Annotated in this window: 16 protein-coding genes, 21 tRNA genes and 3 rRNA genes; 37 read left to right on the forward strand and 3 right to left on the reverse strand. The window is 45.2% G+C overall.

Annotated features, from left to right (window positions below):
• Positions 1-54: 54 nt before the first annotated feature.
• Complete coding sequence (locus M3M38_RS06670) at positions 55-1,632, forward strand: peptide chain release factor 3 (protein WP_252813997.1); 1,578 nt, start codon at positions 55-57, stop codon at positions 1,630-1,632.
• A gap of 19 nt (positions 1,633-1,651) precedes the next feature.
• On the forward strand, positions 1,652-3,079 hold the full coding sequence (locus tag M3M38_RS06675) for a C69 family dipeptidase (RefSeq protein WP_252813998.1): 1,428 nt from the start codon (positions 1,652-1,654) through the stop codon (positions 3,077-3,079).
• Between the two features lie 106 nt (positions 3,080-3,185).
• Here M3M38_RS06675 and M3M38_RS06680 read toward each other — a convergent pair whose 3' ends face one another.
• A complete protein-coding gene (locus tag M3M38_RS06680; protein WP_252813999.1) occupies positions 3,186-5,198 on the reverse strand; it encodes an ATP-dependent Clp protease ATP-binding subunit in 2,013 nt (670 codons plus the stop codon).
• 462 nt (positions 5,199-5,660) lie between these two features.
• Here M3M38_RS06680 and M3M38_RS06685 point away from each other — a divergent pair, with 462 nt between their 5' ends.
• The 29 genes from M3M38_RS06685 to M3M38_RS06825 all read left to right on the forward strand — a co-directional run bounded on the left by M3M38_RS06685 (position 5,661) and on the right by M3M38_RS06825 (position 18,527).
• Complete coding sequence (locus M3M38_RS06685) at positions 5,661-5,927, forward strand: phosphocarrier protein HPr (RefSeq protein ID WP_252766983.1); 267 nt, start codon at positions 5,661-5,663, stop codon at positions 5,925-5,927.
• A gap of 125 nt (positions 5,928-6,052) precedes the next feature.
• Entirely contained in the window at positions 6,053-7,219 is a 1,167-nt protein-coding gene (locus tag M3M38_RS06690) for a glycosyltransferase family 4 protein (RefSeq protein ID WP_252814000.1), read from the forward strand.
• A gap of 7 nt (positions 7,220-7,226) precedes the next feature.
• The gene (locus tag M3M38_RS06695; protein ID WP_252814001.1) at positions 7,227-8,282 is read left to right on the forward strand and encodes a glycosyltransferase family 4 protein; all 1,056 of its coding nucleotides are present in this window, start codon (positions 7,227-7,229) and stop codon (positions 8,280-8,282) included.
• Positions 8,266-9,309 carry a lysylphosphatidylglycerol synthase transmembrane domain-containing protein gene (locus M3M38_RS06700; RefSeq protein WP_252766986.1) on the forward strand — a complete coding sequence of 348 codons (1,044 nt, stop codon included), beginning with the start codon at positions 8,266-8,268 and terminating at the stop codon, positions 9,307-9,309. The genes M3M38_RS06695 and M3M38_RS06700 overlap by 17 nt, the downstream gene beginning before the upstream one ends.
• 2 nt (positions 9,310-9,311) lie before the next feature.
• The gene (locus M3M38_RS06705) at positions 9,312-11,372 is read left to right on the forward strand and encodes an LTA synthase family protein (RefSeq protein WP_252814002.1); all 2,061 of its coding nucleotides are present in this window, start codon (positions 9,312-9,314) and stop codon (positions 11,370-11,372) included.
• Positions 11,373-11,720: 348 nt separating this feature from the next.
• Positions 11,721-13,296: ribosomal RNA gene (locus M3M38_RS06710) — 16S ribosomal RNA — on the forward strand.
• An 85-nt stretch (positions 13,297-13,381) separates the two neighbouring features.
• Positions 13,382-13,456: transfer RNA gene (locus M3M38_RS06715), tRNA-Ile, on the forward strand.
• A gap of 32 nt (positions 13,457-13,488) precedes the next feature.
• Positions 13,489-13,561: transfer RNA gene (locus M3M38_RS06720), tRNA-Ala, on the forward strand.
• A 170-nt stretch (positions 13,562-13,731) separates the two neighbouring features.
• Positions 13,732-16,647 (forward strand): 23S ribosomal RNA (locus tag M3M38_RS06725).
• A 70-nt stretch (positions 16,648-16,717) separates the two neighbouring features.
• Positions 16,718-16,834: ribosomal RNA gene (gene rrf, locus M3M38_RS06730) — 5S ribosomal RNA — on the forward strand.
• Together the 16S, 23S and 5S rRNA genes with 21 tRNA genes alongside form the textbook arrangement of a ribosomal RNA operon.
• Before the next feature lie 5 nt (positions 16,835-16,839).
• A tRNA-Val gene (locus tag M3M38_RS06735) sits at positions 16,840-16,912 on the forward strand.
• A 4-nt stretch (positions 16,913-16,916) separates the two neighbouring features.
• A tRNA-Lys gene (locus tag M3M38_RS06740) sits at positions 16,917-16,989 on the forward strand.
• Between the two features lie 17 nt (positions 16,990-17,006).
• A tRNA-Thr gene (locus tag M3M38_RS06745) sits at positions 17,007-17,079 on the forward strand.
• A 4-nt stretch (positions 17,080-17,083) separates the two neighbouring features.
• Positions 17,084-17,155, forward strand: a tRNA-Gly gene (locus tag M3M38_RS06750).
• Positions 17,156-17,169: 14 nt separating this feature from the next.
• Positions 17,170-17,255: transfer RNA gene (locus tag M3M38_RS06755), tRNA-Leu, on the forward strand.
• A gap of 5 nt (positions 17,256-17,260) precedes the next feature.
• Positions 17,261-17,334: transfer RNA gene (locus M3M38_RS06760), tRNA-Arg, on the forward strand.
• A 6-nt stretch (positions 17,335-17,340) separates the two neighbouring features.
• Positions 17,341-17,414, forward strand: a tRNA-Pro gene (locus M3M38_RS06765).
• 45 nt (positions 17,415-17,459) lie between these two features.
• Positions 17,460-17,533: transfer RNA gene (locus M3M38_RS06770), tRNA-Met, on the forward strand.
• Between the two features lie 9 nt (positions 17,534-17,542).
• Positions 17,543-17,617, forward strand: a tRNA-Ile gene (locus M3M38_RS06775).
• A gap of 58 nt (positions 17,618-17,675) precedes the next feature.
• Positions 17,676-17,765, forward strand: a tRNA-Ser gene (locus tag M3M38_RS06780).
• An 8-nt stretch (positions 17,766-17,773) separates the two neighbouring features.
• Positions 17,774-17,847, forward strand: a tRNA-Met gene (locus M3M38_RS06785).
• Positions 17,848-17,849: 2 nt separating this feature from the next.
• Positions 17,850-17,924: transfer RNA gene (locus M3M38_RS06790), tRNA-Asp, on the forward strand.
• Between the two features lie 9 nt (positions 17,925-17,933).
• Positions 17,934-18,006: transfer RNA gene (locus M3M38_RS06795), tRNA-Phe, on the forward strand.
• A 26-nt stretch (positions 18,007-18,032) separates the two neighbouring features.
• A tRNA-Gly gene (locus M3M38_RS06800) sits at positions 18,033-18,103 on the forward strand.
• 8 nt (positions 18,104-18,111) lie between these two features.
• A tRNA-Ile gene (locus tag M3M38_RS06805) sits at positions 18,112-18,186 on the forward strand.
• A 3-nt stretch (positions 18,187-18,189) separates the two neighbouring features.
• Positions 18,190-18,277, forward strand: a tRNA-Ser gene (locus tag M3M38_RS06810).
• Between the two features lie 6 nt (positions 18,278-18,283).
• Positions 18,284-18,356 (forward strand) — tRNA-Glu (locus tag M3M38_RS06815).
• A gap of 20 nt (positions 18,357-18,376) precedes the next feature.
• Positions 18,377-18,450: transfer RNA gene (locus M3M38_RS06820), tRNA-Met, on the forward strand.
• A gap of 2 nt (positions 18,451-18,452) precedes the next feature.
• A tRNA-Asp gene (locus M3M38_RS06825) sits at positions 18,453-18,527 on the forward strand.
• 33 nt (positions 18,528-18,560) lie between these two features.
• Here the strand turns inward: M3M38_RS06825 and M3M38_RS06830 are convergent.
• A complete protein-coding gene (locus M3M38_RS06830) occupies positions 18,561-19,067 on the reverse strand; it encodes a hypothetical protein (protein ID WP_252814003.1) in 507 nt (168 codons plus the stop codon).
• A gap of 88 nt (positions 19,068-19,155) precedes the next feature.
• Here M3M38_RS06830 and M3M38_RS06835 point away from each other — a divergent pair, with 88 nt between their 5' ends.
• The 3 genes from M3M38_RS06835 to M3M38_RS06845 all read left to right on the forward strand — a co-directional run bounded on the left by M3M38_RS06835 (position 19,156) and on the right by M3M38_RS06845 (position 21,748).
• Positions 19,156-19,896, forward strand: a complete 741-nt coding sequence (locus M3M38_RS06835) for an MBL fold metallo-hydrolase (RefSeq protein ID WP_252814004.1) — start codon at positions 19,156-19,158, stop codon at positions 19,894-19,896.
• Between the two features lie 18 nt (positions 19,897-19,914).
• Positions 19,915-20,610, forward strand: a complete 696-nt coding sequence (locus M3M38_RS06840) for an adaptor protein MecA (protein WP_252814005.1) — start codon at positions 19,915-19,917, stop codon at positions 20,608-20,610.
• Positions 20,611-20,683: 73 nt separating this feature from the next.
• Entirely contained in the window at positions 20,684-21,748 is a 1,065-nt protein-coding gene (locus tag M3M38_RS06845) for a competence protein CoiA (RefSeq protein ID WP_252814006.1), read from the forward strand.
• 13 nt (positions 21,749-21,761) lie between these two features.
• Here M3M38_RS06845 and M3M38_RS06850 read toward each other — a convergent pair whose 3' ends face one another.
• Positions 21,762-22,319 carry a DsbA family protein gene (locus M3M38_RS06850; RefSeq protein ID WP_252766992.1) on the reverse strand — a complete coding sequence of 186 codons (558 nt, stop codon included), beginning with the start codon at positions 22,317-22,319 and terminating at the stop codon, positions 21,762-21,764.
• 172 nt (positions 22,320-22,491) lie between these two features.
• Between M3M38_RS06850 and M3M38_RS06855 the strand changes: the two genes are divergently transcribed.
• From M3M38_RS06855 to M3M38_RS06865, 3 genes are read left to right on the forward strand one after another with little or no spacing between them, the layout of a single operon-like run.
• A complete protein-coding gene (locus tag M3M38_RS06855) occupies positions 22,492-23,121 on the forward strand; it encodes a GTP pyrophosphokinase (protein WP_252814007.1) in 630 nt (209 codons plus the stop codon).
• Positions 23,121-23,930: an NAD kinase gene (locus M3M38_RS06860; RefSeq protein ID WP_252766994.1), complete on the forward strand. Its 810-nt coding sequence runs from the start codon at positions 23,121-23,123 to the stop codon at positions 23,928-23,930. Before M3M38_RS06855 ends, M3M38_RS06860 begins: the two co-directional genes overlap by 1 nt.
• Positions 23,923-24,825 carry an RluA family pseudouridine synthase gene (locus M3M38_RS06865; RefSeq protein ID WP_252814008.1) on the forward strand — a complete coding sequence of 301 codons (903 nt, stop codon included), beginning with the start codon at positions 23,923-23,925 and terminating at the stop codon, positions 24,823-24,825. Before M3M38_RS06860 ends, M3M38_RS06865 begins: the two co-directional genes overlap by 8 nt.
• Positions 24,826-24,828 lie beyond the last annotated feature (3 nt).

Below are 24,828 nucleotides of genomic sequence, written 5' to 3' on the forward strand. Positions count from 1 at the left end.
ATCCCGGATTTTTTTTGCTAGTTGACTAGAAGATATTATAAATAGGAGAAACAGATGCAAAAACAACAACTACAAGCAGAGGTAGACAAGCGCCGGACTTTTGCGATTATTTCGCACCCGGATGCCGGGAAAACCACGATTACCGAACAGTTACTCCTATTCGGGGGGATCGTCCGGGAAGCTGGAACCGTCAAGGCCAAGAAGAGTGGTAATTTTGCTAAATCAGACTGGATGGAAATTGAACAAAAGCGGGGAATCTCCGTCACGAGTTCTGTGATGCAGTTTGATTATGCGGGAAAGCGGGTCAACATTTTGGATACTCCCGGACACGAAGATTTTTCGGAAGATACTTACCGGACCTTGATGGCCGTCGATTCAGCCGTGATGGTGATTGACGCTGCCAAGGGGATTGAGCCCCAAACTAAGAAACTCTTTCAAATTTGTAAGATGCGGGGGATTCCAATCTTTACCTTTATGAACAAGTTGGATCGGGACAGTCGACCACCGATGGAACTAGTGGATCAACTTGAAGACGTACTGGGAATTGAAGCATATCCGATGAATTGGCCAATTGGATCGGGACGAATTTTCAAGGGACTGTACGACCGTTACAACCACCGGATTGAAAAATTCCAGCCAGAATCAGATGGCCGGACGTTCTTACCACTGAACGACGACGGTGAAATTACGGAACCCAATGATTTAGAGGGCGACGACATTTATCAGGAAGCTAAGGATGAGATGGATCTGATTTCTGAAGCGGGAAATCAGTTTGATCCAGAAAAGATTGCGCATGGGGACCAAACGCCGGTCTTCTTTGGTTCGGCCTTAGTGAACTTTGGGGTGCAAACCTTCTTAGACGCGTACCTGAAGTTAGCTCCGGCTCCTGGATCGCACCGAACGACGGATGGAACCGAAGTAGAACCCATGGTGGATGAATTTTCGGGCTTTATCTTTAAAATTCAGGCAAACATGAATCCGCAACACCGGGACCGGATTGCGTTTGTCCGGATTTGTTCTGGTGAATTTACTCGAGGAATGGATGTGACCTTAAACCGAACCCAAAAAGCGATTCGACTATCGAATGTGACCGAATTTATGGCGAACACGCGTGAAAACGTGCAGACCGCGGTTGCGGGTGATATTATTGGGTTGTATGATACCGGGAACTTTCAAATTGGAGATACGATTTACACCGGGAAAAAGGCGCTACAGTTTGAAAAACTGCCACAGTTCACCCCGGAACTATTTATGCGGGTTTCTCCCAAAAACGTGATGAAGCAAAAATCCTTTCACAAGGGGATTCAACAATTGGTTCAAGAAGGAGCCATTCAACTTTATACAACCTATGATACTGGTCAATACATTTTAGGGGCCGTGGGACAGCTGCAGTTTGATGTCTTTCAGTTCCGGATGCAAAACGAGTACAACTCGGACGTCTTAATGGAACCAATGGGACATAAGATTGCGCGTTGGATTAATCCAGATCAACTAGACGAAAAGATGTCATCATCACGGAACATTTTGGTGAAGGACCTACAGGGAGAGCCATTGTTCCTCTTTGAAAATCAATTTGCGGAACGGTGGTTCCAAAGTAAGTATCCAGATGTAAAGTTAACGGCGAAGCTATAAGCAACGGAGGTGTTTTATCATGAAACATTTATCAGCATGTACCAGTGTGATGGTCGGAAAAAACGCCAGCGTGGACGGATCCACCATGATTGCACGAAATGATGATACGTTTTTGCCCCTGACACCACAACGATTTACGGTTGTGCCAGCGTACCACCAATCAAATAAGACGTGGGAATCCAATCAAAATGATTTTAGGATGAAGTTACCCATGGATGGCTACCGTTATTTAGCGACGCCTAATGCAGACGTGGAGCACGCTGGCGTGTTTGCTGAAAGCGGGTTTAACGAAAAAAACGTGGCAATGAGTGCCACCGAAAGTGTTTATGGGAATCCTCGGGCATTGTCACATGATCCGTGGGTTCCGAATGGAATCGCGGAAGACTCCCTCCAATCAGTTGTGTTACCCTACATTAATTCTGCTCGCGAAGGGGTGGAATACCTGGGTAATCTAATTAAGCAATATGGATCTCCCGAAGGGAATGGAGTGCTATTTGCGGATGCTAACGACGTATGGTACATGGAAATCGTGACGGGTCACCACTGGGTTGCCGAACGGGTTCCTGATGATTGTTACGCCGTGGTGGCTAACCAAGTAGCCATCCAAGAGGTTGATTTTGATGATTCAGATCAATTCATGCATTCAGACGGAATTCAAGAATTTGTCGAGAAGTACCATTTAAATCCAACGGTGGACGAGGGCTTTAACTTCCGCAGAATTTTTGGGACTTGTAACGAAAAAGATCGCCACTATAACACCCCTCGAGTTTGGTACGGACAAAAGATTTTAAACCCTGAAGTGGAACAATCACCTGTGTCTAATGATTTACCGTTCTTGCGCAAGGCGAATCGGAAAATCACGGTGATGGACGTTGAAAGTATTTTAAGCTCTCATTATAACGAGACGGACTATGACCCGTTAGGCAATGGACCTGAGGAATTAAAGACGAAGTTCCGACCGGTCTCCATGAACCGAACGCAAAATTCGCACGTGTTGCAATTTCGTAATGACGCCGAAAATCCCCAATGGGCTGCGATCATGTGGTTGAACTTTGGGGTTCCCGCATTCAGTCCGTATGTGCCGTTCTTTGCGAACGTGGAACATACCCCGGCAACCTACGAACACGCACCGTTGACGATGGATGATCAAAGTGCGTACTGGATGTACCGAAAACTGTCGATGATTGTGGAATCTCATTACCCGCAATTCATTCAAATGGCCCGGGATTTTAAGACGGAATCGAACCAAATGTTTTTAACGCACCTAGAAAATACCATCTATCAAGCCCGACACCTGGAAGAAGCGGAAGTTCCGACTTTCCTAGAAAAACAAAATCAGAGTTTAACGAACGAAATGCACGATCGGGTGCACGAGTTCATGAACACCCTGATGTCCAAGGGCTTAACCTTATCGAAGTTAACCTATGACATGGATAAAAATTTGTAAGCACAAAGGCTTCAGCTAGCAGCTGAAGCCTTTTTTGGTGTGCTTAGATTGAAATTTTAACCACAAAAAAACCCGTAACTCATCAGAGTTGCGGGTTTTGCGGTCATTATTGTGCTGTTACGTGAATTTGATCATCTTTGATATCGGCCACCAATTTCTTGGTTTCCGGATGATCTAAGAGGTAACTCGCGGTCGGGTCTTCAATTTGTTCTTGAATAACCCGACGTAATGGTCGAGCTCCCATGGCCGGATCGTAGCCTAATTCAACTAATTTTTGCTTAGCCGGTTGGGTAACCGCCACGTTAATGCCAGCGTCTTGCAGGTTCTGGTTCATGTCGTCTAACATGAGGTCCACAATCTTAACCAAGTTGCTCTGGCTTAACTGGTTAAACTCAACGATGCCGTCAAACCGATTTAAGAATTCGGGTTTGAAGTAGGCACCCAGTTTGTCTAAGACGGAGTGAGTCTTGCCGTTTGCTTCTGCACCAAATCCGACGTTTGAACCAGCGTTGGTCCCGGCGTTACTGGTCATGATGATGACCGTGTCCTTGAAGGAAACCGTTCGACCTTGTGAATCGGTTAGGCGGCCGTCATCTAACACCTGTAAGAAGGTGTGCAGAACGTCTGGATGAGCTTTTTCAATTTCATCAAACAGAATCAAGCTGTACGGGTGCCGTCGTACTTTTTCGGTTAACTGACCAGCTTCGTCGTACCCAACGTAACCCGGTGCAGCTCCAATTAATTTGGCAACCGATTGTGGTTCTCGGTATTCAGACATATCAAACCGAATCAAAGCATCTTTAGAACCAAAGAGTTGGTTGGCTAATTGCTTAGCTAACTCAGTCTTTCCGACTCCAGTTGGACCGACGAAGAGGAAGGAGCCAATTGGTCGACCAGACTTATTAAAGCCGATCCGATTTCTTTGAATGGCCTTCGCTACTTGGGAAACCGCTTCGTCTTGTCCAATCACGTTTTCTTCTAAGTTGTGGTCCAACTGCTTGAGTTGTTCTTTTTCTTGATCTTCCAAGTCACCCACAGGAATGTCGGTGATTTCTTCGACCACTTGTTGCATGTCTTTTTCCGTAACCGTGTTGTTATTGGTGTTGTAGTTTTTTGCACCCCGGTCTCGTTGTGCTTCTAATTGCTTTTCTTGGTCGCGATAGAAAGCAGCTTGTTCATAATCTTCCTTATGAAGGGCGGCTTCCTTTTGCTTCTCCGCTTGGGCAATCTCTTTTTCGATGGACTGGGGATCAATGATGTTGAGCGTTAAATTCTTTCGTGATCCCGTTTCATCCATTAAATCAATGGCCTTATCTGGTAAGAATCGATCATGAATGTAACGGTTAGAAAGATTGACGGCTGCTTCAATCGCCTTGTCCGTGTAGTGAACGAGGTGGTAATCCTCATAGTTCTTTTGCAAGCCTTGTAAAATCTTAACGGCTTGTTCTGGACTAGGTTCGTTGACCATGATGGGTTGGAACCGGCGGGCGAGGGCCGAGTCCTTTTCAATTTCGCGGTATTCCTTCAGTGTGGTGGAACCAATTAACTGAAAGTCACCCCGGGCAAGGGATGGCTTCAAAACGTTACCGGCATCCAAGCCACCTTCAGAGTTACCTGCTCCTATAATTTCATGAATTTCATCAATGAAGAGAATAATGTTAGAATCAGCTTTAACCTCTTTAATCAGTTGCTGCATTTTCTTTTCAAATTGACCTCTAATTCCGGTTCCTTGAATAATCGAAACCATGTCAATCTGGATGATCCGCTTGCTTTGCAATTTTTGCGGCACCGTTCCATCTGCAATCTTTTGGGCTAAGCCTTCCACAATTGCCGTTTTTCCGACACCAGCTTCTCCAATCAATACTGGGTTATTTTTGGAACGCCGGTTTAAGACCTCGATTGCCCGTGCCGTTTGTTCATCCCGGCCAATCACGGGATCTAGTTTTCCTGCCCGTGCGAGCTTGGTTAAATCAGTTCCATAAGTAGCTAAAATTCCCTTTTGATCGTTGTTACCGTTACTACCTTGCGTTCCGGTAGCACCGTTTTGATTACTTCCTTGCATGGAGCGAATTAAATCATCAAGATTTCCAAATCCGTATGCACCTTGTTGTCCTTCCATGGTACAACCTCCTTTTAATCAATGTTCATCTTTGACCTTTGTTGACTTTTGTTTGTGTTTATTATTATACTCACCTCGAATTTGGTTTCAAGTATTTACATCTCTGGGAAAATTGAGGAGCAATTATGGTAAAATAAATGAGGAAACAGAAAGGAAGCGAATCCAATCGAAGCAACGAAGGAAGCGTTTACAGAAAAACTAGAACAGCTGCAAAACGGAACCATTCAGGAGCTTACCGTACAACCGGATCAGTTCTTTGTTTTCCAGCAAGCTTTCATGGATTATCCCACTAGAAAACGAGTGGTCGGAACCGCGTTTGAAAACGGCGTGGTGGTGTATCACTACGCAGCGGATAATTAAGGAAAGTTTAATAATCTGCGCTAAGGCGCAAAAACTTGTATTTTGACCGATATATTGGTACTCTTAGAGTATAAATATGGTTAACAAAGGGGTGCGTTTATTATGGAAAAACGTCAATTTAAAATCACTGCAGAAACTGGGATTCATGCTCGTCCGGCTACTTTTTTGGTGCAAACCGCCAGTAAATTCGACTCTAACATTACGTTAGAATATGAAGACAAGACGGTTAACTTAAAGTCAATCATGGGAGTTATGTCACTTGGGGTCGGTCAAAACGCAGTGATTACCATCACTGCTGATGGTGACGATGCTAAGGATGCCTTAGAAGCTATCGCCAAAACCATGAAAGAAGAAGGCCTAATCGAATAGTCGATTTTTGGGTTCAAAAGAGTTGCTCCGGCAACTCTTTTTCTTTGGGTTCATAGTTTGCAAACCACCTGGGAAACCAATATAATTTAGTTGTTTATCGTCAATTTGAAAGGGTGAACCGGCGCTTGAATATCGGCTTATTTACAGATACATATTTTCCCCAAGTTAGTGGAGTGGCAACTTCCATTAAAACGTTAAAGGATGAATTAGAACGACGGGGTAATCATGTTTATATCTTTACGACCACGGATCCAAATGCGGATGAGAAACAGGAAGCAGGGATTTACCGCTTCTCAAGCATTCCGTTTATTTCGTTTACAGAACGACGGATTGCAGTTCGGGGGCTTTTTCAGGCCACCCAAATTGCGAAGGGATTGGATTTAGACTTGGTTCACACTCAAACTGAGTTTTCGATGGGGGTGATTGGCAAGTTTGTGGCTCGGAACCTTAACATTCCATGCGTGCACACTTACCACACCATGTACGAGGACTATCTACACTACGTTGCCAACGGTCATTTATTAAAGCCGATTCACGTCAAAGAGGGAACGCTAGCCTTCTGTCGTCATTTGGATGGAATTGTAGCTCCTAGCAAACGTGTTTTAGATAAACTAACTGACTACGGCGTTAAAAGTCCGATTCGAATCATTCCGACGGGAGTCGATTTACATCACTACGAGGATTGTGGGAATGCAGCTGAATTGCGGAAACAACTAGGGTTGACTCCAAACCAGCCGGTTTTACTGTCGTTAAGCCGATTGGCATATGAAAAAGACATTGATACTTTGATTGGCCAAATGCCAACGATTTTAGAAGCTGTTCCTGAGACCCATCTCATCATTGTGGGGGATGGACCAGCAGCGGATGACTTGCATCAACAGGTGGCTCGGTCTGGTTTACAAGCTCACGTGACGTTTACCGGCGAAATTAATAACCAAAAGGTAAATGCTTACTATCGGATGGCAGACTTATTTGTGTCGACGTCTAACTCCGAATCCCAAGGATTAACCTATATTGAAGCGATGGCTGCTGACACCAAGGTAGTGGTAGCTGATAGTCCTTATACCAACGATTTGATTACAGATCCATCTCTAGGAAAAACCTTCACCACGCTAGCAGAATTTAGTAGTGACGTGATTGAATACTTACAACATCCGGCTGCTTATCCTGACAAACCCGAGTTACGACACCAAAAGTTACATGACATCTCGGCTGATTATTTTGTGGATCAAATCGAAATCTTTTATCGCAACGTTGTGGACCGCTACGTTAGCACTGACGATAAGGAGTAGAATGACGATGCTCAAAATTGACATGTTTTCGACGGCGACCAAAGTCAAGGGGCAGGGAGTAGGGAGTGCCTACCTGGAATTAGTCCGGTTATTACGTGATCGTTTTCCGACGGAATTTCAAATTGAAGTGAACCAGTATAGTCCTGCTGATATCAGTCACTATCACACCATTAATCCTACTTTTTACCTGTCAACGTTTAGTAAACGTCGCGGTCGTAAAATTGGCTATGTGCACTTTCTGCCGGAGACTTTGGAAGAAAGTTTACAATTGCCACCGGGAATCAAACAATTGTTTTATCGGTACGTGATTGCATTTTACAAACGAATGGATCAGATTGTAGTGGTCAATCCGACCTTTATTCCAGAACTGGAGAAGTACGGGATCTCGAAAGAACGAGTGACCTATATCCCCAACTTTGTGAGCAAAACGGAATTTCATCCGGTTACACCAGCCCAAAAGGAACAATTACGGGACCAATATGGTTACGATCAGCACCGCTTCACGGTGATTTGTACAGGACAAGTACAAACCAGGAAGGGCGTGTTAGATTTTGCCAAGTTGGCTCAGGATAATCCGTCGTACCAGTTTATCTGGGTGGGGGGCTTTTCGTTTGGTGGTATGACTGCGGGTTATTCCGAGTTGAAAAAATTGGTTGATAATCCACCGGCAAATCTGAGTTTCCCTGGGATTGTAGATCGTGATCATTTGGTTGAATACTATGACTTAGCGGATGTCTTTTTACTGCCTTCTTATAACGAGTTATTTCCAATGTCGGTGTTAGAAGCCTTTTCTTGTGGTCTACCGGTGATTTTACGGGATTTACCTTTATACCAACAAATTATCGCCGATTATTATGCGCCTGCTAAGGATGAGTCAGAGATGAATCAGTGGTTAAACCGATTGGCAGATGATTCTAAACTACGGAGTGATTATGTCCACAAGTCAGAAACTGCTTCTGATTATTATTCTGAGGGTCACTTAGCCCAGATTTGGCATGATTTTTACATCCAGCAAGCCCAAATACAGGCGGAAAACGGGAGGTCTCATGTCCAGAAGAAATAAAATTTCGTTACTACTCATGGTGGCCATTGGGTTGTTAATCTCGTGGTATGCTGTTCGTGACATTAAATTTAGTGTACTAATTAATGATCTTTCTTCCGTCAATTTAGGCTGGTTAATCGTTGCTCTGGGTTGCATTTTACTGTATTTTTTCTTTGAATCGGTCGTGACCTACATTTTAGTAAAAAGTAGCACGCCGGCATTTTCGTTTCGAGATGCGATTCGGGTTCCATTAGTTGAGCAACTTTTTAACGGGATTACTCCGTTTTCTAGTGGAGGGCAACCCGCACAACTGGTGGTGTTACTTCAGGCTGGTGTCGACGGAGGGAAAGCTAGTTCGGCCCTGTTAATGAAATTTGTCATCTATCAAGCGATGATTGTGTTGAATTTCGTGGTGAGTTTAATCATTGGTTTTCGTTACTTGGTCGACACGGTTCACTCACTAGCTATTTTCGTAGTATTCGGGTTTTTAATTCACCTAGTAGTGATTGTTGCACTGCTGATGGTGATGTATTGGTACTCGATGACTAAAAAACTAGTCAACGGTTGTTTTAAAGTGGTGGGCTGGTTTGTTAACGAAAATAAGTATCAACGTTGGAAACGAACTTTGAACCAAAAAATTGATAATTTTCATGATGAAAGTATTCGGATTGGGCATGAAGGGAAACTGATGGTCAAGGTTTGCATTTTGACCTTTTTACAACTGTTTTTCTACTATCTCATTCCGTACTTTGTGATGTTGTCGTTAGGCTATCACAATGCGAACGTTGTAATGGTTACTAGTCTGGACGTTTTGATCTTCTTAGTAATTTCAATGTTTCCCATTCCGGGAGGAGCGGGGGGAGCCGAATATAGCTTTGAAAAGTTATTCCGCAGCTACATTCACAGCTCCAGCAAATTAGCGTTGGCCATGATTTTATGGCGATTATTGACCTACTATCTCGGTCTGTTTTTAGGGTTGATTGCTTTAATGATTAAACCCCGACGCGTCCACTTACAAAATAATGAAGCGGAAAAGATGGAGGAATAAGCATGGCTGATTTTTGGAAGCGAATCCGCCAATTTTTTAATACAACGATTGGATTTTACGTCCTGGTTGTCTTACTTTTTTGGCTGAAAACTTATTATTGTTATAAAACGGACTTTACCCTCGGAGTATCAGGGGGAGTGCAGGAATTCTTGTTAGCGGTTAATCCATTACCGTCAGCATTACTCTTGTTCGGGATTGCCTTGTATTTTCGGGGGAAACTTTCCTATTGGCTGATGCTGATTATCGACTTTTTGCAGTCCACGTGGATTTTTGCCAATATTTTGTACTACCGAGAATTTTCAGATTTCTTGTCCATGGGAATTATTAAAGGAACGGGAAACGTACAAAACAACCTGGGTAAAAGTTTCTTGGAAATCTTGCGGCCTACCGATTTCATTGTGTATCTAGATATCGTGGTCTTGATCTTACTGTTACTATTTGGCGTAATTAAGATTAGTAAAAAACCGTTGAAGTTACGGTATGCAGTGGGGATTACCATTTTGTCGCTGGTCTTAATGTTTGCTGAATACAACGCGGCCAATGCCGATCGTTCGGGATTATTGACCCGGACCTTTGATAATAACTACATCGTGAAGTATTTAGGTTTGAATGAGTATGCGGCCTTTAGTGCGTACCAGACGCATCAGGAGTCCACAACTAGATCACAGGCGAAGGCAAAAGACTTGAAGGGCGTGGAAAAGTTTGTTAAACAGAACTACGCTAGTCCGAATGTGAGTTATTATGGAAAAGAAAAGGGCAAGAACGTCTTTATCATTCACTTGGAGAGTTTCCAACAGTTCTTGATTGACTACAAAGTGAACGGAAAAGAAGTTACGCCTAACATTAATAAGTTCTACCATGATCAACATACGCTGTCCTTTGATAACTTTTACCACCAAGTCGCACAGGGAAAGACTTCTGACGCGGAAATGATGCTTGAAAACTCACTGTATGGGTTACCGCAAGGATCTGCCATGGTGACCTATGGAGGACAAAACACTTATCAAGCGGCTCCGTCGATTCTGGATCAAAAGGGATACACGACGGCCGCCTTTCATGGGGATGTTCCAACCTTCTGGAACCGAAACAACGCTTACAAATCATGGGGGTATGATTATTTCTTTAGTGAGGCTTACTACAAGGATAAACCCAATTACAATATTGGTTACGGGATGAAGGATAAGATTTTCTTTAAGCAGAGTATCCCGTACATTCAACAGTTGCCGCAGCCGTTTTATGCGAAACTGATTACGTTAACGAACCACTATCCCTATGAACTTGATAAGCAAAATACGGACTTTCCTGCTACTACTACCGGAGATAATACGGTTGATCCATACGTGCAAACCGCTCACTATCTAGACCAGGCCTTTGGAGAATTTGAAGCCTACTTGCAAAAGAGTGGTCTAGCGAAGAATAGTGTCGTGGTTCTCTATGGAGATCACTATGGGATTTCTAATAACCATCGACCGGCTATTGCTAAGCTTTTGAATAAGAAGAGTGTTGATAAGTATGATTTGGCTCAATTCCAAAAAGTGCCGTTTATGATTAACGGTGCCAATATTCAGGGTGGTATTGATCATACCTATGGTGGAGAAATTGACGTTTTACCAACCTTGTTGCACTTACTTGGAGTTAATAATCAAAATATGATTCAATTTGGGCAGGATCTGATGAGTAAGGATAATAACCAAATTGTGCCATTTAGAAACGGGGACTTTGTCAGTCCGAAGTATACAAAAGTGGGATCTACCGTTTACGATACGAAGACTGGCTCTGAACTCAAGCTGAATGCTGAGCAAAAGCAAGAGGTCGCTAAGATTCAGACTTACGTCAATGATTCGTTGTCTAATTCTGATAAGGTCGTGTATGGAGACTTGCTGCGCTTCCACAAATTGCCTGGTTATCATGATGTTAATAAAAAGTCTTTTAATTACAATAAGAAGGATGCCTTGAAGAAATTGAAACAGACTGATCAGAAGCAAAAGAGTGATCTGATTAATCAAAATGGAGGCAAGTCAACGGAATCCGATTTCCAAACTGATGCCCCAGAATTAAAATAATTGATTTTAAAGACTAGCCCGCGCGCTCTAACTGCGTGAGGGTTAGTCTTTTTTTCTGCAAAAAAGTGTTGACGAACCCTAGATAAGTTGATAATATAATTCATGTTGTTAAGGCGATGGGTAAAGTATTGAAGTGAATCGGAAAAAGTGCTTGACTTCTTCTCCTGAACATTGTATGATAATTAAGTTGTCAAGTAATTGATGACCGAGTAGTTCTTTGAAAACTGAACAAGATTTTGATTACAAAAAGTGTAAGGAATTTTTAAACTAGCGTTTAAAAATTAAACATTTGCGAAGTCAATTCGCTTAAGAAACAAATAATGAAGTAGAGCTAGTAAAGTTCTCATTTAAAATGAGAGTTTGATCCTGGCTCAGGACGAACGTTGGCGGTGTGCCTAATACATGCAAGTCGAACGCGGTCTCCTAAATGAAATGACGTGCTTGCACATATTTGACTTTAGATTGGACCGAGTGGCGAACTGGTGAGTAACACGTGGGTAACCTGCCCAGAAGTCGGGGATAACACCTGGAAACAGATGCTAATACCGGATAACAACTAAAACCACATGGTTTTAGTTTGAAAGCTGGCCTTGGTGCTAGTGCTTTTGGATGGACCCGCGGCGTATTAGCTAGTTGGTGAGATAATGGCTCACCAAGGCGATGATACGTAGCAGACCTGAGAGGGTAATCTGCCACAATGGGACTGAGACACGGCCCATACTCCTACGGGAGGCAGCAGTAGGGAATCTTCCACAATGGACGAAAGTCTGATGGAGCAACGCCGCGTGAGTGAAGAAGGGTTTCGGCTCGTAAAACTCTGTTGTTAGAGAAGAACGACTGTGAGAGTAACTGCTCACGGCGTGACGGTATCTAACCAGAAAGTCACGGCTAACTACGTGCCAGCAGCCGCGGTAATACGTAGGTGGCAAACGTTGTCCGGATTTATTGGGCGTAAAGCGAGCGCAGGCGGTTTTTTAAGTCTGATGTGAAAGCCTTCGGCTTAACCGAAGAAGTGCATCGGAAACTGGGAAACTTGAGTGCAGAAGAGGACAGTGGAACTTCATGTGTAGCGGTGAAATGCGTAGATATATGAAGGAACACCAGTGGCGAAGGCGGCTGTCTAGTCTGCATCTGACGCTGAGGCTCGAAAGCATGGGTAGCAAACAGGATTAGATACCCTGGTAGTCCATGCCGTAAACGATGAATGCTAGGTGTTGGGAGGTTTCCGCCTCTCAGTGCCGAAGCTAACGCATTAAGCATTCCGCCTGGGGAGTACGACCGCAAGGTTGAAACTCAAAGGAATTGACGGGGACCCGCACAAGCGGTGGAGCATGTGGTTTAATTCGATGCTACGCGAAGAACCTTACCAGGTCTTGACATCTTCTGTTAGCCTAAGAGATTAGGTGTCCCCTTCGGGGGCAGAATGACAGGTGGTGCATGGTTGTCGTCAGCTCGTGTCGTGAGATGTTGGGTTAAGTCCCGCAACGAGCGCAACCCTTGTCTTTAGTTGCCAGCATTGAGTTGGGCACTCTAGAGAGACTGCCGGTGATAAACCGGAGGAAGGTGGGGATGACGTCAAATCATCATGCCCCTTATGACCTGGGCTACACACGTGCTACAATGGACGGTACAACGAGTTGCGAAACCGCGAGGTCAAGCTAATCTCTTAAAGCCGTTCTCAGTTCGGATTGCAGGCTGCAACTCGCCTGCATGAAGTTGGAATCGCTAGTAATCGTGGATCAGCATGCCACGGTGAATACGTTCCCGGGTCTTGTACACACCGCCCGTCACACCATGAGAGTTTGTAACACCCAAAGTCGGTTGGATAACCGTTAGGAGTCCGCCGCCTAAGGTGGGACAGATGATTAGGGTGAAGTCGTAACAAGGTAGCCGTAGGAGAACCTGCGGCTGGATCACCTCCTTTCTAAGGAAAAATACGGAACCTTACACCGATCAAAGTCTTGTTTAGTTTTGAGAGAACTACTCTCACAGTACCATCCGCGCTTTTTGGGCCTATAGCTCAGCTGGTTTAGAGCGCACGCCTGATAAGCGTGAGGTCGGTGGTTCGAGTCCACTTAGGCCCATCGCCGTTGTTACGGTATGATAATTGAATTTTGGGGAATTAGCTCAGCTGGGAGAGCACCTGCTTTGCAAGCAGGAGGTCAGCGGTTCGATCCCGCTATTCTCCATTGGTACTAGTAGTTTTAGTACCGTTTGGTTCTTTGAAAACTAGATAATATTATTTTCTGTAAGAATTATATTGATTGATATAATTTTAACCGAGAAAACCATTGTGTAATTTGAGTTTTTTAATGTGTTTAATCGCTAAACTCAATAATTTATAATCCGTCGGATTATAGGTTAAGTTAGAAAGGGCGCATGGTGAATGCCTTGGTACTAGGAGCCGATGAAGGACGGAACTAACACCGATATGCTTCGGGGAGCTGTAAGTAAGCTGTGATCCGGAGATTTCCGAATGAGGAAACTCGATTAGGGTAATGACTAATCACTACGTAGTGAATTCATAGCTACGCAGAGGCAGACGTGGGGAACTGAAACATCTAAGTACCCACAGGAAGATAAAGAAATTTCGATTCCCAAAGTAGCGGCGAGCGAACTGGGAATAGCCCAAACCGAACCTTCGTGGTTCGGGGTTGTAGGACTGAACATTTGAGTTACAAAAGAATTTGATAGCTGAAGCAGTTGGGAAGCTGCACCAAAGAGAGTGATAGTCTCGTAAGCGAAATTGAATTCCCTCAGTTCAGGATCCTGAGTACGGCGCCACACGTGAAACGGCGTCGGAATCTGGGAGGACCATCTCCCAAGGCTAAATACTCCCTAGTGACCGATAGTGAACCAGTACCGTGAGGGAAAGGTGAAAAGCACCCCGGAAGGGGAGTGAAATAGTTCCTGCAACCATGTGCCTACAAGCAGTCAGAGCCCGTTAAGGGGTGATGGCGTGCCTCTTGTAGAATGAACCGGCGAGTTACAGTTGCATGCAAGGTTAAGCCGAAGAAGCGGAGCCGCAGCGAAAGCGAGTCTTAAGAGGGCGAATTAGTATGTTGCCGTAGACCCGAAACCAGGTGATCTATCCATGTCCAGGATGAAAGTGCGGTAATACGCACCGGAGGTCCGAACCCGTGTACGTTGAAAAGTGCTGGGATGAGGTGTGGATAGCGGTGAAATTCCAAACGAACTTGGAGATAGCTGGTTCTCTCCGAAATAGCTTTAGGGCTAGCCTCGGAATTAGAATCATGGAGGTAGAGCCACTGTTTGAGCGAGGGGTCCGTCTTGGATTACTGAGTTCAGATAAACTCCGAATACCATTGATTTATGTCCGGGAGTCAGACGATGAGTGATAAGATCCATCGTCGAAAGGGGAACAGCCCAGACCGCCAGTTAAGGTCCCTAAATATATGCTAAGTGGAAAAGGAAGTGGAGTTGCTTAGACAACTAGGATGTTGGCTCAGAAGCAGCCACCATTTAAAGAGTGCGTAATAGCTCACTAGTCGAGTGATTCTGCGCCGAAAATTTACCGGGGCTAAGCATATTACCGAGACTGCGGACGCAACTACGTTGCGTGATAGGAGAGCGTTCTAAGGGCAATGAAGGCAGACCGGAAGGACTGTTGGAGCGCTTAGAAGTGAGAATGCCGGTATGAGTAGCGAAAGACCAGTGAGAATCTGGTCCACCGAATGACTAAGGTTTCCTGGGGAAGGCTCGTCCACCCAGGGTTAGTCGGGACCTAAGCCGAGGCTGAGAAGCGTAGGCGATGGATAACAGGTTGAGATTCCTGTACTAGTTAATTATGTTGGAACGATGGAGGGACGCAGAAGGCTAGGTTGAGCATCCGGCTGGAAAAGGATGTTTAAAACGTAAGTCAGGTGAGGAGTGAAATGCTTCTGACCGGGTTGACAAGCGTTGATGAGGATCGAAATTAAAGTAGAGAAGCAACCGATGTCACGCTGCCGAGAAAAGCTTCTAGTGAGTAATTAACTACCCGTACCGCAAACCGACACAGGTAGTCGAGGAGAGAATCCTCAGGTGAGCGAGAGAACTCTCGTTAAGGAACTCGGCAAAATGACCCCGTAACTTCGGAAGAAGGGGTGCTGACCGTCAGGTCAGCCGCAGTGAAAAGACTCAAACGACTGTTTATCAAAAACACAGGTTTATGCAAAATCGTAAGATGAAGTATATGGGCTGACGCCTGCCCGGTGCTGGAAGGTTAAGTGGAAAGGTTAGCTTCGGCGACGCCTCGAAATGAAGCCCCAGTAAACGGCGGCCGTAACTATAACGGTCCTAAGGTAGCGAAATTCCTTGTCGGGTAAGTTCCGACCCGCACGAAAGGCGTAACGATTTGAGTACTGTCTCAACGAGAGACTCGGTGAAATTAAGATACCTGTGAAGAAGCAGGTTACCCGCGACAGGACGGAAAGACCCCATGGAGCTTTACTGTAGCTTGATATTGGGTGTTTACATAGCTTGTACAGGATAGGTAGGAGCCATTGAAACCGGGACGCTAGTCTCGGTGGAGGCACCCGTGGGATACTACCCTTGCTATGTGAACACTCTAACCCTGAGCACTAATCGTGCTCGGAGACAGTGTCTGGTTGGCAGTTTGACTGGGGCGGTCGCCTCCTAAATAGTAACGGAGGCGCTCAAAGGTTTGCTTAGAATGGTTGGAAATCATTCTGTAAGTGTAAAGGCAGAAGCAAGCTTGACTGCGAGACAGACAAGTCGAGCAGGGACGAAAGTCGGACTTAGTGATCCGGTGGTACCGTATGGAAGGGCCATCGCTCAACGGATAAAAGCTACCCTGGGGATAACAGGCTTATCTCCCCCAAGAGTTCACATCGACGGGGAGGTTTGGCACCTCGATGTCGGCTCATCGCATCCTGGGGCTGTAGTTGGTCCCAAGGGTTGGGCTGTTCGCCCATTAAAGCGGTACGCGAGCTGGGTTCAGAACGTCGTGAGACAGTTCGGTCCCTATCCGTCGCGGGCGCAGGAAATTTGAGAGGAGCTGTCCCTAGTACGAGAGGACCGGGATGGACATACCGCTGGTGTATCAGTTGCGCCGCCAGGCGCACCGCTGAGTAGCTATGTATGGATGAGATAAACGCTGAAAGCATCTAAGTGTGAAACTCGCCTCAAGATGAGATTTCCCATTCCTATATGGAAGTAAGACTCCTGAAAGATGATCAGGTCGATAGGTTAGAAGTGGAAGCGTAGCGATACGTGCAGCGGACTAATACTAATCAGTCGAGGACTTAACCAAGGAAAGCACAATGGTAGAATCGGAAGGAAATAATATTAGCTAGTTTTGAGGGAACGAAGTTCACTCAGAGTGTGGTGGCGATAGCCTAAAGGATACACCTGTTCCCATGCCGAACACAGCAGTTAAGCTTTAGCACGCCAAAAGTAGTTGGGGGATCGCCCCCTGCGAGGATAGGACGTCGCCACGCGAATTGGAAGATTAGCTCAGTTGGGAGAGCGTCTGCCTTACAAGCAGAGGGTCACAGGTTCGAGCCCTGTATCTTCCATCTTGAGCCGTTAGCTCAGTCGGTAGAGCATCTGACTTTTAATCAGAGGGTCGGCAGTTCGAACCTGCCACGGCTCATTAATTATATAGCATATGCCGACTTAGCTCAGTTGGCAGAGCACCTGTCTTGTAAACAGGGGGTCGGAGGTTCGAATCCTCTAGTCGGCATTATGCGGAAGTAGTTCAGTGGTAGAACGCCACCTTGCCATGGTGGAGGTCGCGGGTTCGAATCCCGTCTTCCGCTTTGTACCACCTTTTGCCGGGGTGGCGGAATTGGCAGACGCACAGGACTTAAAATCCTGCGGTCAGTAATGACCGTACCGGTTCGATCCCGGTCCTCGGCATTTATGCACCTATAGCGCAATTGGATAGAGTGTCTGACTACGAATCAGAAGGTTGCAGGTTCGACTCCTGCTAGGTGCATTTGTTCGGGAAGTAGCTCAGCTTGGTAGAGCACCTGGTTTGGGACCAGGGGGTCGCAGGTTCGAATCCTGTCTTCCCGATTAGATATTTTAATATCTATTTTTAGGTAATATTTGCCTATTAATCGCGGTGTAGCTCAGCTGGCTAGAGCGTTCGGTTCATACCCGAGAGGTCGGGGGTTCGATTCCCTCCGCCGCGATTAGGTCTTGGATCTTTAGCTCAGTTGGTTTAGAGCAGACGGCTCATAACCGTCCGGTCGTAGGTTCGAGTCCTACAAGATCCATTTGTCAAATTATTGTTGACGGCCTTATATGTATATGCTATACTTATTTCTGTTTGACGGAGGATTACCCAAGTCTGGCTGAAGGGAACGGTCTTGAAAACCGTCAGGCGAGTCAAATCGCGCGAGAGTTCGAATCTCTCATCCTCCTTTTATTATCGCGGGGTAGAGCAGTCTGGTAGCTCGTCGGGCTCATAACCCGGAGGTCGTTGGTTCAAATCCAGCCCCCGCAATTGGTCCGTTGGTCCAGTCGGTTTAAGACGCCTGCCTGTCACGCAGGAGATCACGAGTTCGAGTCTCGTACGGACCGCTTTGATATGGCTCGGTAGCTCAGTTGGTAGAGCAACGGATTGAAGCTCCGTGTGTCGGCAGTTCGATTCTGTCCCGCGCCACTTGTTTCGTTAATTAAATATGTTATGCGGGTGTAGTTTAGTGGTAAAACCATAGCCTTCCAAGCTATTGTCGCGAGTTCGATTCTCGTCACCCGCTTTTATTTTGGGCCTATAGCTCAGCTGGTTTAGAGCGCACGCCTGATAAGCGTGAGGTCGGTGGTTCGAGTCCACTTAGGCCCATCTGGAGAAGTACTCAAGTGGCTGAAGAGGCGCCCCTGCTAAGGGTGTAGGTCGCGTAAGCGGCGCGAGAGTTCGAATCTCTCCTTCTCCGTTTTTTGACCCGTTGGTCAAGTGGTTTAAGACACTGCCCTTTCACGGCAGTAACATGGGTTCGAATCCCGTACGGGTCATTTTTTTATTTGAATATTATCGCGGGGTAGAGCAGTCTGGTAGCTCGTCGGGCTCATAACCCGGAGGTCGTTGGTTCAAATCCAGCCCCCGCAATTGGTCCGTTGGTCCAGTCGGTTTAAGACGCCTGCCTGTCACGCAGGAGATCACGAGTTCGAGTCTCGTACGGACCGTTAAAAAAAGAGATGAATTTTTCATCTCTTTTTTTATGCTTTAGGTTGAATCCGTTGATAACCAATCTCGTGGTAGTTAGCACTAAAATCATTCTTAAAGGTTTGGTACGAAACAAAATCGTGTTGCTCACTTTTTTCCCATTTCATGCAATCATATTGCTGTTTCCACAGGGTTAATAATATCCGACTGTCACTATTACCTTCGGCGGTTAGATAGTAAACCCCCGTCATTCCAGTAGGAGTATCCGGATTGCTCATAAAGTTGCTAACTTGAGCATCTAGAATTTGTCGCTGGTCTTTGCTAGGACTGATTTCGATGTAGCTAATGTAGTGCCACCAGTCATCACTACCTGCGTGAGCATTCACTTCGTAGACAACTGGCGAAGTGAAAACGGAATCTTCACCAGAATAATCTACTAACTGCATTCCGTGGGCGTTGTTAGCAGCGGCAAATAATGCCATGTGTCGTTCGGGATATTTCTTCATAATCTGTTCCAGAATGGCTTCTGATCCAAATGTTACGGAAATTTTTCTGATCATGGTAATCCTCCAATCATTTTATCTACTTTTAGTTTAGAATAAAGTGGAGGAAGTTAAAAGAAAAAAGATTGTTAAATGAGGTCAGGCAATGAAATTAACTGTTTTAGGTTATTATGGTGGTTATCCTTATCAAAATACGGGAACCAGCGGATACTTGTTACAAGCAAATGGTTTTAATTTGCTCTTAGATTGTGGCAGTGGGGTATTAATGGAGCTAGAGGACGTTTTAGATCCTTTACGCTTAGATGCGGTCTTATTATCGCACTACCATGCTGATCACGTGGCCGACGTTGGAGTTTTACAATACTACTGGCAATTACACTCGGAACGGTATCAACATGAACTACTACCCATTTATGGTCATGTTTTCGATCAAGCAGCGTTTGACGGCTTAGATTGGCCCGCGGCAACGGAAAAGCGGGCCTATGATCCTGAAACGGTTAACCAGATTGAACCCTTTGAAATTAAGTTCTTACGGACGGAACATCCAGTGCCAGCATTTGCAATGAGAATCAAAGAACGTGACACCGGAAAAGTTTTGGTTTATACTGCTGATTCAAAGATTTTTCCCGCACTGACAAAATTTGCTCATGATGCAGACCAGTTGATTGCTGACACCAATTTCTTTGCTAATCAACCGGGGAAAATCTGGCATATGACTACTACTCAGGTTGGGGAAATGGCTCTAAAAGCACACGTGCACTCATTGCTAATTAGTCATTTGCCTCAAACGGCAGACCGTAACCGGTTATTACAAGAAACTACGGTGGCCAGTCACAACCAGCTTCCGGTGCAACTTCCGCACACGGGAATGGTAATTAATATTTAGATTAAAAGAGGGATCGTTTTGAAATTTGAAAAAACAAATGAAAATACGATTAAAGTTTGGGTCACTAACAAGGACTTACAAGAGCGGCACGTTAATCTTTTAGATCTTATGGAAAATCAGGATGATGTCGAACAATTCTTCTACCAAATCCTCGAAGAGGTTGATGTTGATCACGAGTTTCAGAACAACGACCTGGTTTCCTTTCAAGTTTTACCCGCCCACGATGGGTTTGAAATGATCATCAGTAAGGATGACCGGTTGGTTTCTCAACTCACAGAAGCCAACGTGAACTTTGCTTCGGAAGAATCCAAAGAAAAATTTACAAAAATGAAGCAAAAACAACAGAGCAGCGATGTTTTTGATGCAGATCATTTAACCAGAGTGGTTCCGATTCGCTTTGCTAGCTTTGAAGAACTTCTAAGCGGGATTCAGGCTGCCCAACGGCAACTTCGGATTCACGGGGTTAAATTGGCAACAGCGTTATATAAGCGCGAAGACCAGTATTATCTAGTGCTGCGTTACCAATTGTTACCGGACAACGTGGATCCTACTTGGGATGAGATTAAAACTCAGTTAGACGCGATTGACGACCAGCTCAGTTTATTCTATGAATTTGGTGAGTTAAGTCCCATGCGCTCTGAGCAACTGGAACAATCAGCGCAACCTATCATTGCGCAACAGGCAGTTAAAACGTTGACCCATTACTTTAATTAAACTAATCAAAAAGACCACGGAAACGTGGCCTTTTTTCGTATCTTCTGCAAGGGTGGTGTGTTTGTTAATAGCAATGACGACTGAACAAAAACGAATCGATGCTTGCTCCGCTGAACGGGGGCAAGATTACCACTGTCCTAACTGTGCGGCAACGGTTCTTTTACGACGGGGTAGTTTTAAAGTGGCTCATTTTGCCCACCGTCAAAATACGGGTTGCCATATCGGTGAACCTGAGACGCAGGAGCATCTAGCAGGGAAATTCTTTTTATGGGAACAAAGTCAACGGTATGGAACCGTCCAGGTGGAATGGTATCTAGATGCGATTCGCCAACGACCAGATGTACTGGTGAACCACCACCTAGTGCTTGAATTTCAATGTAGTCCGCTTTCACTAACTCGGTTTTGCGAACGAATCCAAGGCTACCGAAGCCTAGAGCTTCACTCCGAATGGCTATTAGGGCGCGCGTATTACTTGCGGCGTAAAACCGCTGCCAGCGTGTTGAAGTTTTTGGCGTATCGGCCAACGGTGGGCTATTACTTGCTCTTTCTTTTAGAGCAGCCGACGCGGTTCGTAATCCGTTATCAGCTTCGCTTGGTGGATCAATGGTTGACCTTTTCGGAGCAATCGTTTAGCACCGGTGCGGCATTAATGCAGTTCTTGCAACACCCACAACTAACGCAGCCAACGGTGCCATCCTTGAGACTATTTCAAGAATGGGTAGAAAACCAGTTGCAATGGAAAAATCCAGCCGTGGTAAAACTGCAACAAACTTGTTATCAAAAGCGTCACTTATTACAAGGTTGTCCACTGATTTGTCATGTTCCTCGTTGGGTTCCACCGTTACAAACGGCAATCTGGTGGTTAAACTGGCGAATCCAAATATTGTTAGAACTGGAAACAAATCATTCAGTTAACTTAACTGATCTAGTGCAGGCGTTAGAAAGCCAGCTGCAGTTTCCCTTACTGGATGATTTACAACAACACGTAACTGTTATTGTTAAGCAATTTGCCAATCAGCTAGTACGGGCTGGGATAGTGAAACAGTGTCACCAGCAATTATACTGGCAGAAAAATGAGCACTGGTTTGCAGACGGAATCCAGAAAAAACGAGCCATTCGGGCTAAAGAAAAAGACTAGCGTTTGCTAGTCTTTACAGCACCCGCAAGTTGGGTGTACCAGATTCTTTTTGAATCTTGGCTTCCATCTCGGTGCATAGGGTATGTAAATGTTGATAGCCTAAATCTTTAATCAAAAGGCCGTTGGCACAACTCGCACAGTTGAAAATCACGAGGTTATCGTGGTCTTCCACACCCATTTCCCGGATCAATTCTTGGTCGGATTTAAAGGCGGATTGTGGGAGATTGGATGCACGATCCTCTTGAAACATCTCTAAATCTAGGTTTGTAGTCCGAGCCATCTGTTCGGCTAATGCTTCTGAATAAGTAGTTTGGTTCGTGATAATTTCTGTTTGCAAATGTTGCAAGAATTCTCGCCCTTTTTTGCACCCTTGAAAGAGGGCGGCTTTGTAGTCTAATGTAATTTGGTAATCAAGTTGATGGTGTGCGCTGTTAATTACTCCGAGTTGAAGGTACGGAATGAACTTTACACGCACTTTTTGGGTTAAGTTATCGGCAACTTTGGTAACGGCTTGTTCCGCGGTTAAACAGGTGGAACAAGTTGGTTCTACAAATAAGTACATTTCAATCATTCCGCACAATCCTTTCTCGAAATTTAAACTTTTTAAGATAAACTTTATAAATAGATGCACTACCTAGAATACCAAACTTTAGTTAAATTTCAATGATTTTGTCTCTGGAACTGCCGAGCTGGGGTTCGGAATATGATAAGATGTTACTATCAAGTGTAAATGAGGTGGTTTTGTGAATGAAAACTGGGGGCAACTCTTATTCCCCTATCAACAAGCCGCAAAAGAATGGAAAGTAAAACTACGCGGGATGCGCAAAGAATTTCAGGTTAGGGGAGAACACTCGCCCATTGAATTTGTGACGAGTCGGATTAAATCAATTCCGAGTATTGAAGAAAAAATGCAACGGCGCCACATTACCGCAGATCGATTGACAGAAGACATGGAAGACCTCTGCGGATTACGAATTATGTGTCCCTTTTTAGACGACGTCTCTGACGTAGTTCAATTGTTGCGGCGGCGTAACGACGTGGAAATTGTTTCCGAACGAGACTACGTTAATAATGAAAAGGAAAGTGGTTACCGCTCTTATCACATTGTGTTTCGCTATCCGTTGCAACTATTAGATGGAGAACGCGAGATTCTCGTGGAAATTCAGGTGCGGACGTTGGCCATGAATTTCTGGGCCACGCTGGAACATTCGTTAAACTATAAGCATCCCGGTGAATTTCCCGAAGACGTGCATAAGCGGCTGCAAGCTGCTTCTGAGACGGCTTTTAAGCTAGATGAGGAAATGTCGCAAATTCACCACGAGCTTTCCACCTCGGAAGCGCAACAAAACCAAGCGAATAAAGGAGAAAAATGATGCGGATTGCCATTTTTGGAAACGATAACGCCTCCTCAACCACGGTGGCCACGGCGTTAGCCAAATTAATTAATCAATCAAACGAATTACAACTTGACGAATTAAACCCAGAAGTTGTGATTTCAGTTGGTGGCGATGGGACGCTGTTATCGGCGTTTCATCATTATAAGGATCTGGCCGAAAAAATTCGGTTTGTAGGAGTCCATACCGGTCATTTAGGGTTTTACACCGACTGGCGGGATAATGAGGTCGAACAACTAGTTTCCAGTCTCGAACGCGATAACGGGCAGAGTGTCAGTTACCCGTTATTAGACATCAAGGTTGAATATTCTGATCAGGGAGAACCGGACTACATGCTGGCCCTCAACGAATCAACCGTTAAAAAGTTATTCGGCACGATGGTGGGAAAAGTTTACATCAAAGATCAACTGTTTGAAAATTTTCGGGGTGATGGTTTGTGTATTTCGACGCCTACGGGTTCGACGGCTTACAATAAATCGGTCGGAGGCGCCATCATCTCACCACGCTTTAACGCCGTACAAATGGCCGAAATGGCTTCGATTAACAACCGGGTCTTTCGAACGATTGGCTCACCAATCATCATTCCGCCTTCAGAAGAACTGACGATTGTTCCCAACGTTTCGCTCCATAACGTGCTGACTTGTGATCAATTAATGGTAAAGGATCGTCCGATTAAAGCCATTACCTACCGCATTTCAGAACGACGGATTTACTTTGCAAAGTACCGACACACCCACTTTTGGAAGCGGGTCGGTAATTCATTTATTGGCGATGATATGAATGAGTAAGTTTCAATGGACAAATCAGCAATCGAGTTCGCTTAAACTGCGGACTTTTTTGTTGGAACACGGGGTGACTCGTTCCCTGTTAAAACGGGTGAAGTTTCATGGAGGAGAATTACAGGTCAATCAAAAAATTTGCTATCCACATGAAATAATTCACCCGGGTGATGTGGTAACGGTTAGTTTGCCGCCCGAACCTCAGAATCCGCATTTGCAGGTTTCCGAGCGCTCGATTTCCATCTTATTTGAGGACGACAACTATTTAATCTTGAATAAACCGGCAACGGTAGCTACCGTGCCATCATCGCTTTATCCGAATCACACGCTAGTTAACCGAGTCCTTGGTTATTACATGCGTCAGGGGTATGCGAACCGGATGATTCACGTAGTCAATCGCTTGGACAAGGGCACTAGTGGTCCGGTGATTTTTGCTAAAAATAGTCTGGCGCACTCCCTGTTGGATCGGAAATTGCAACGGCACGAAGTCCAAAAACATTACATTGCCTTGTTAGACGGGCAGGCGGTGAATGACCACGCTACCATTATTCTGCCAATTGGACGACGAACGGGTTCCTTTTTAGAACGAGCCGTTGTCAATGACGGTAAATTTGCGCAGACCGAATTTTGGTTGCTCGATCGCACCATGCGGCATTCGTTAGTGAAAATTCAGCTGCATACGGGTCGAACCCACCAGATTCGGGTGCATTTTGCAGCGCTCGGGTTACCATTAGTGGGGGACTGGTTGTATAATCCCACTAATCACGAGCTTCCGCATCAAGCACTTCATTGCTACCGGATGTCCTTCTTTGATGCGTTAACTCAGCGAACCGTAACCGTTACAGCACCGGTGCCCCCTTACTTCTCGCAATTAATGCAGCCTAAAAACGACTTCCCTAGTTAGAAA

Origin of the sequence: Fructilactobacillus cliffordii, assembly GCF_024029355.1 — a bacterium.
Classification (GTDB): domain Bacteria; phylum Bacillota; class Bacilli; order Lactobacillales; family Lactobacillaceae; genus Fructilactobacillus; species Fructilactobacillus cliffordii.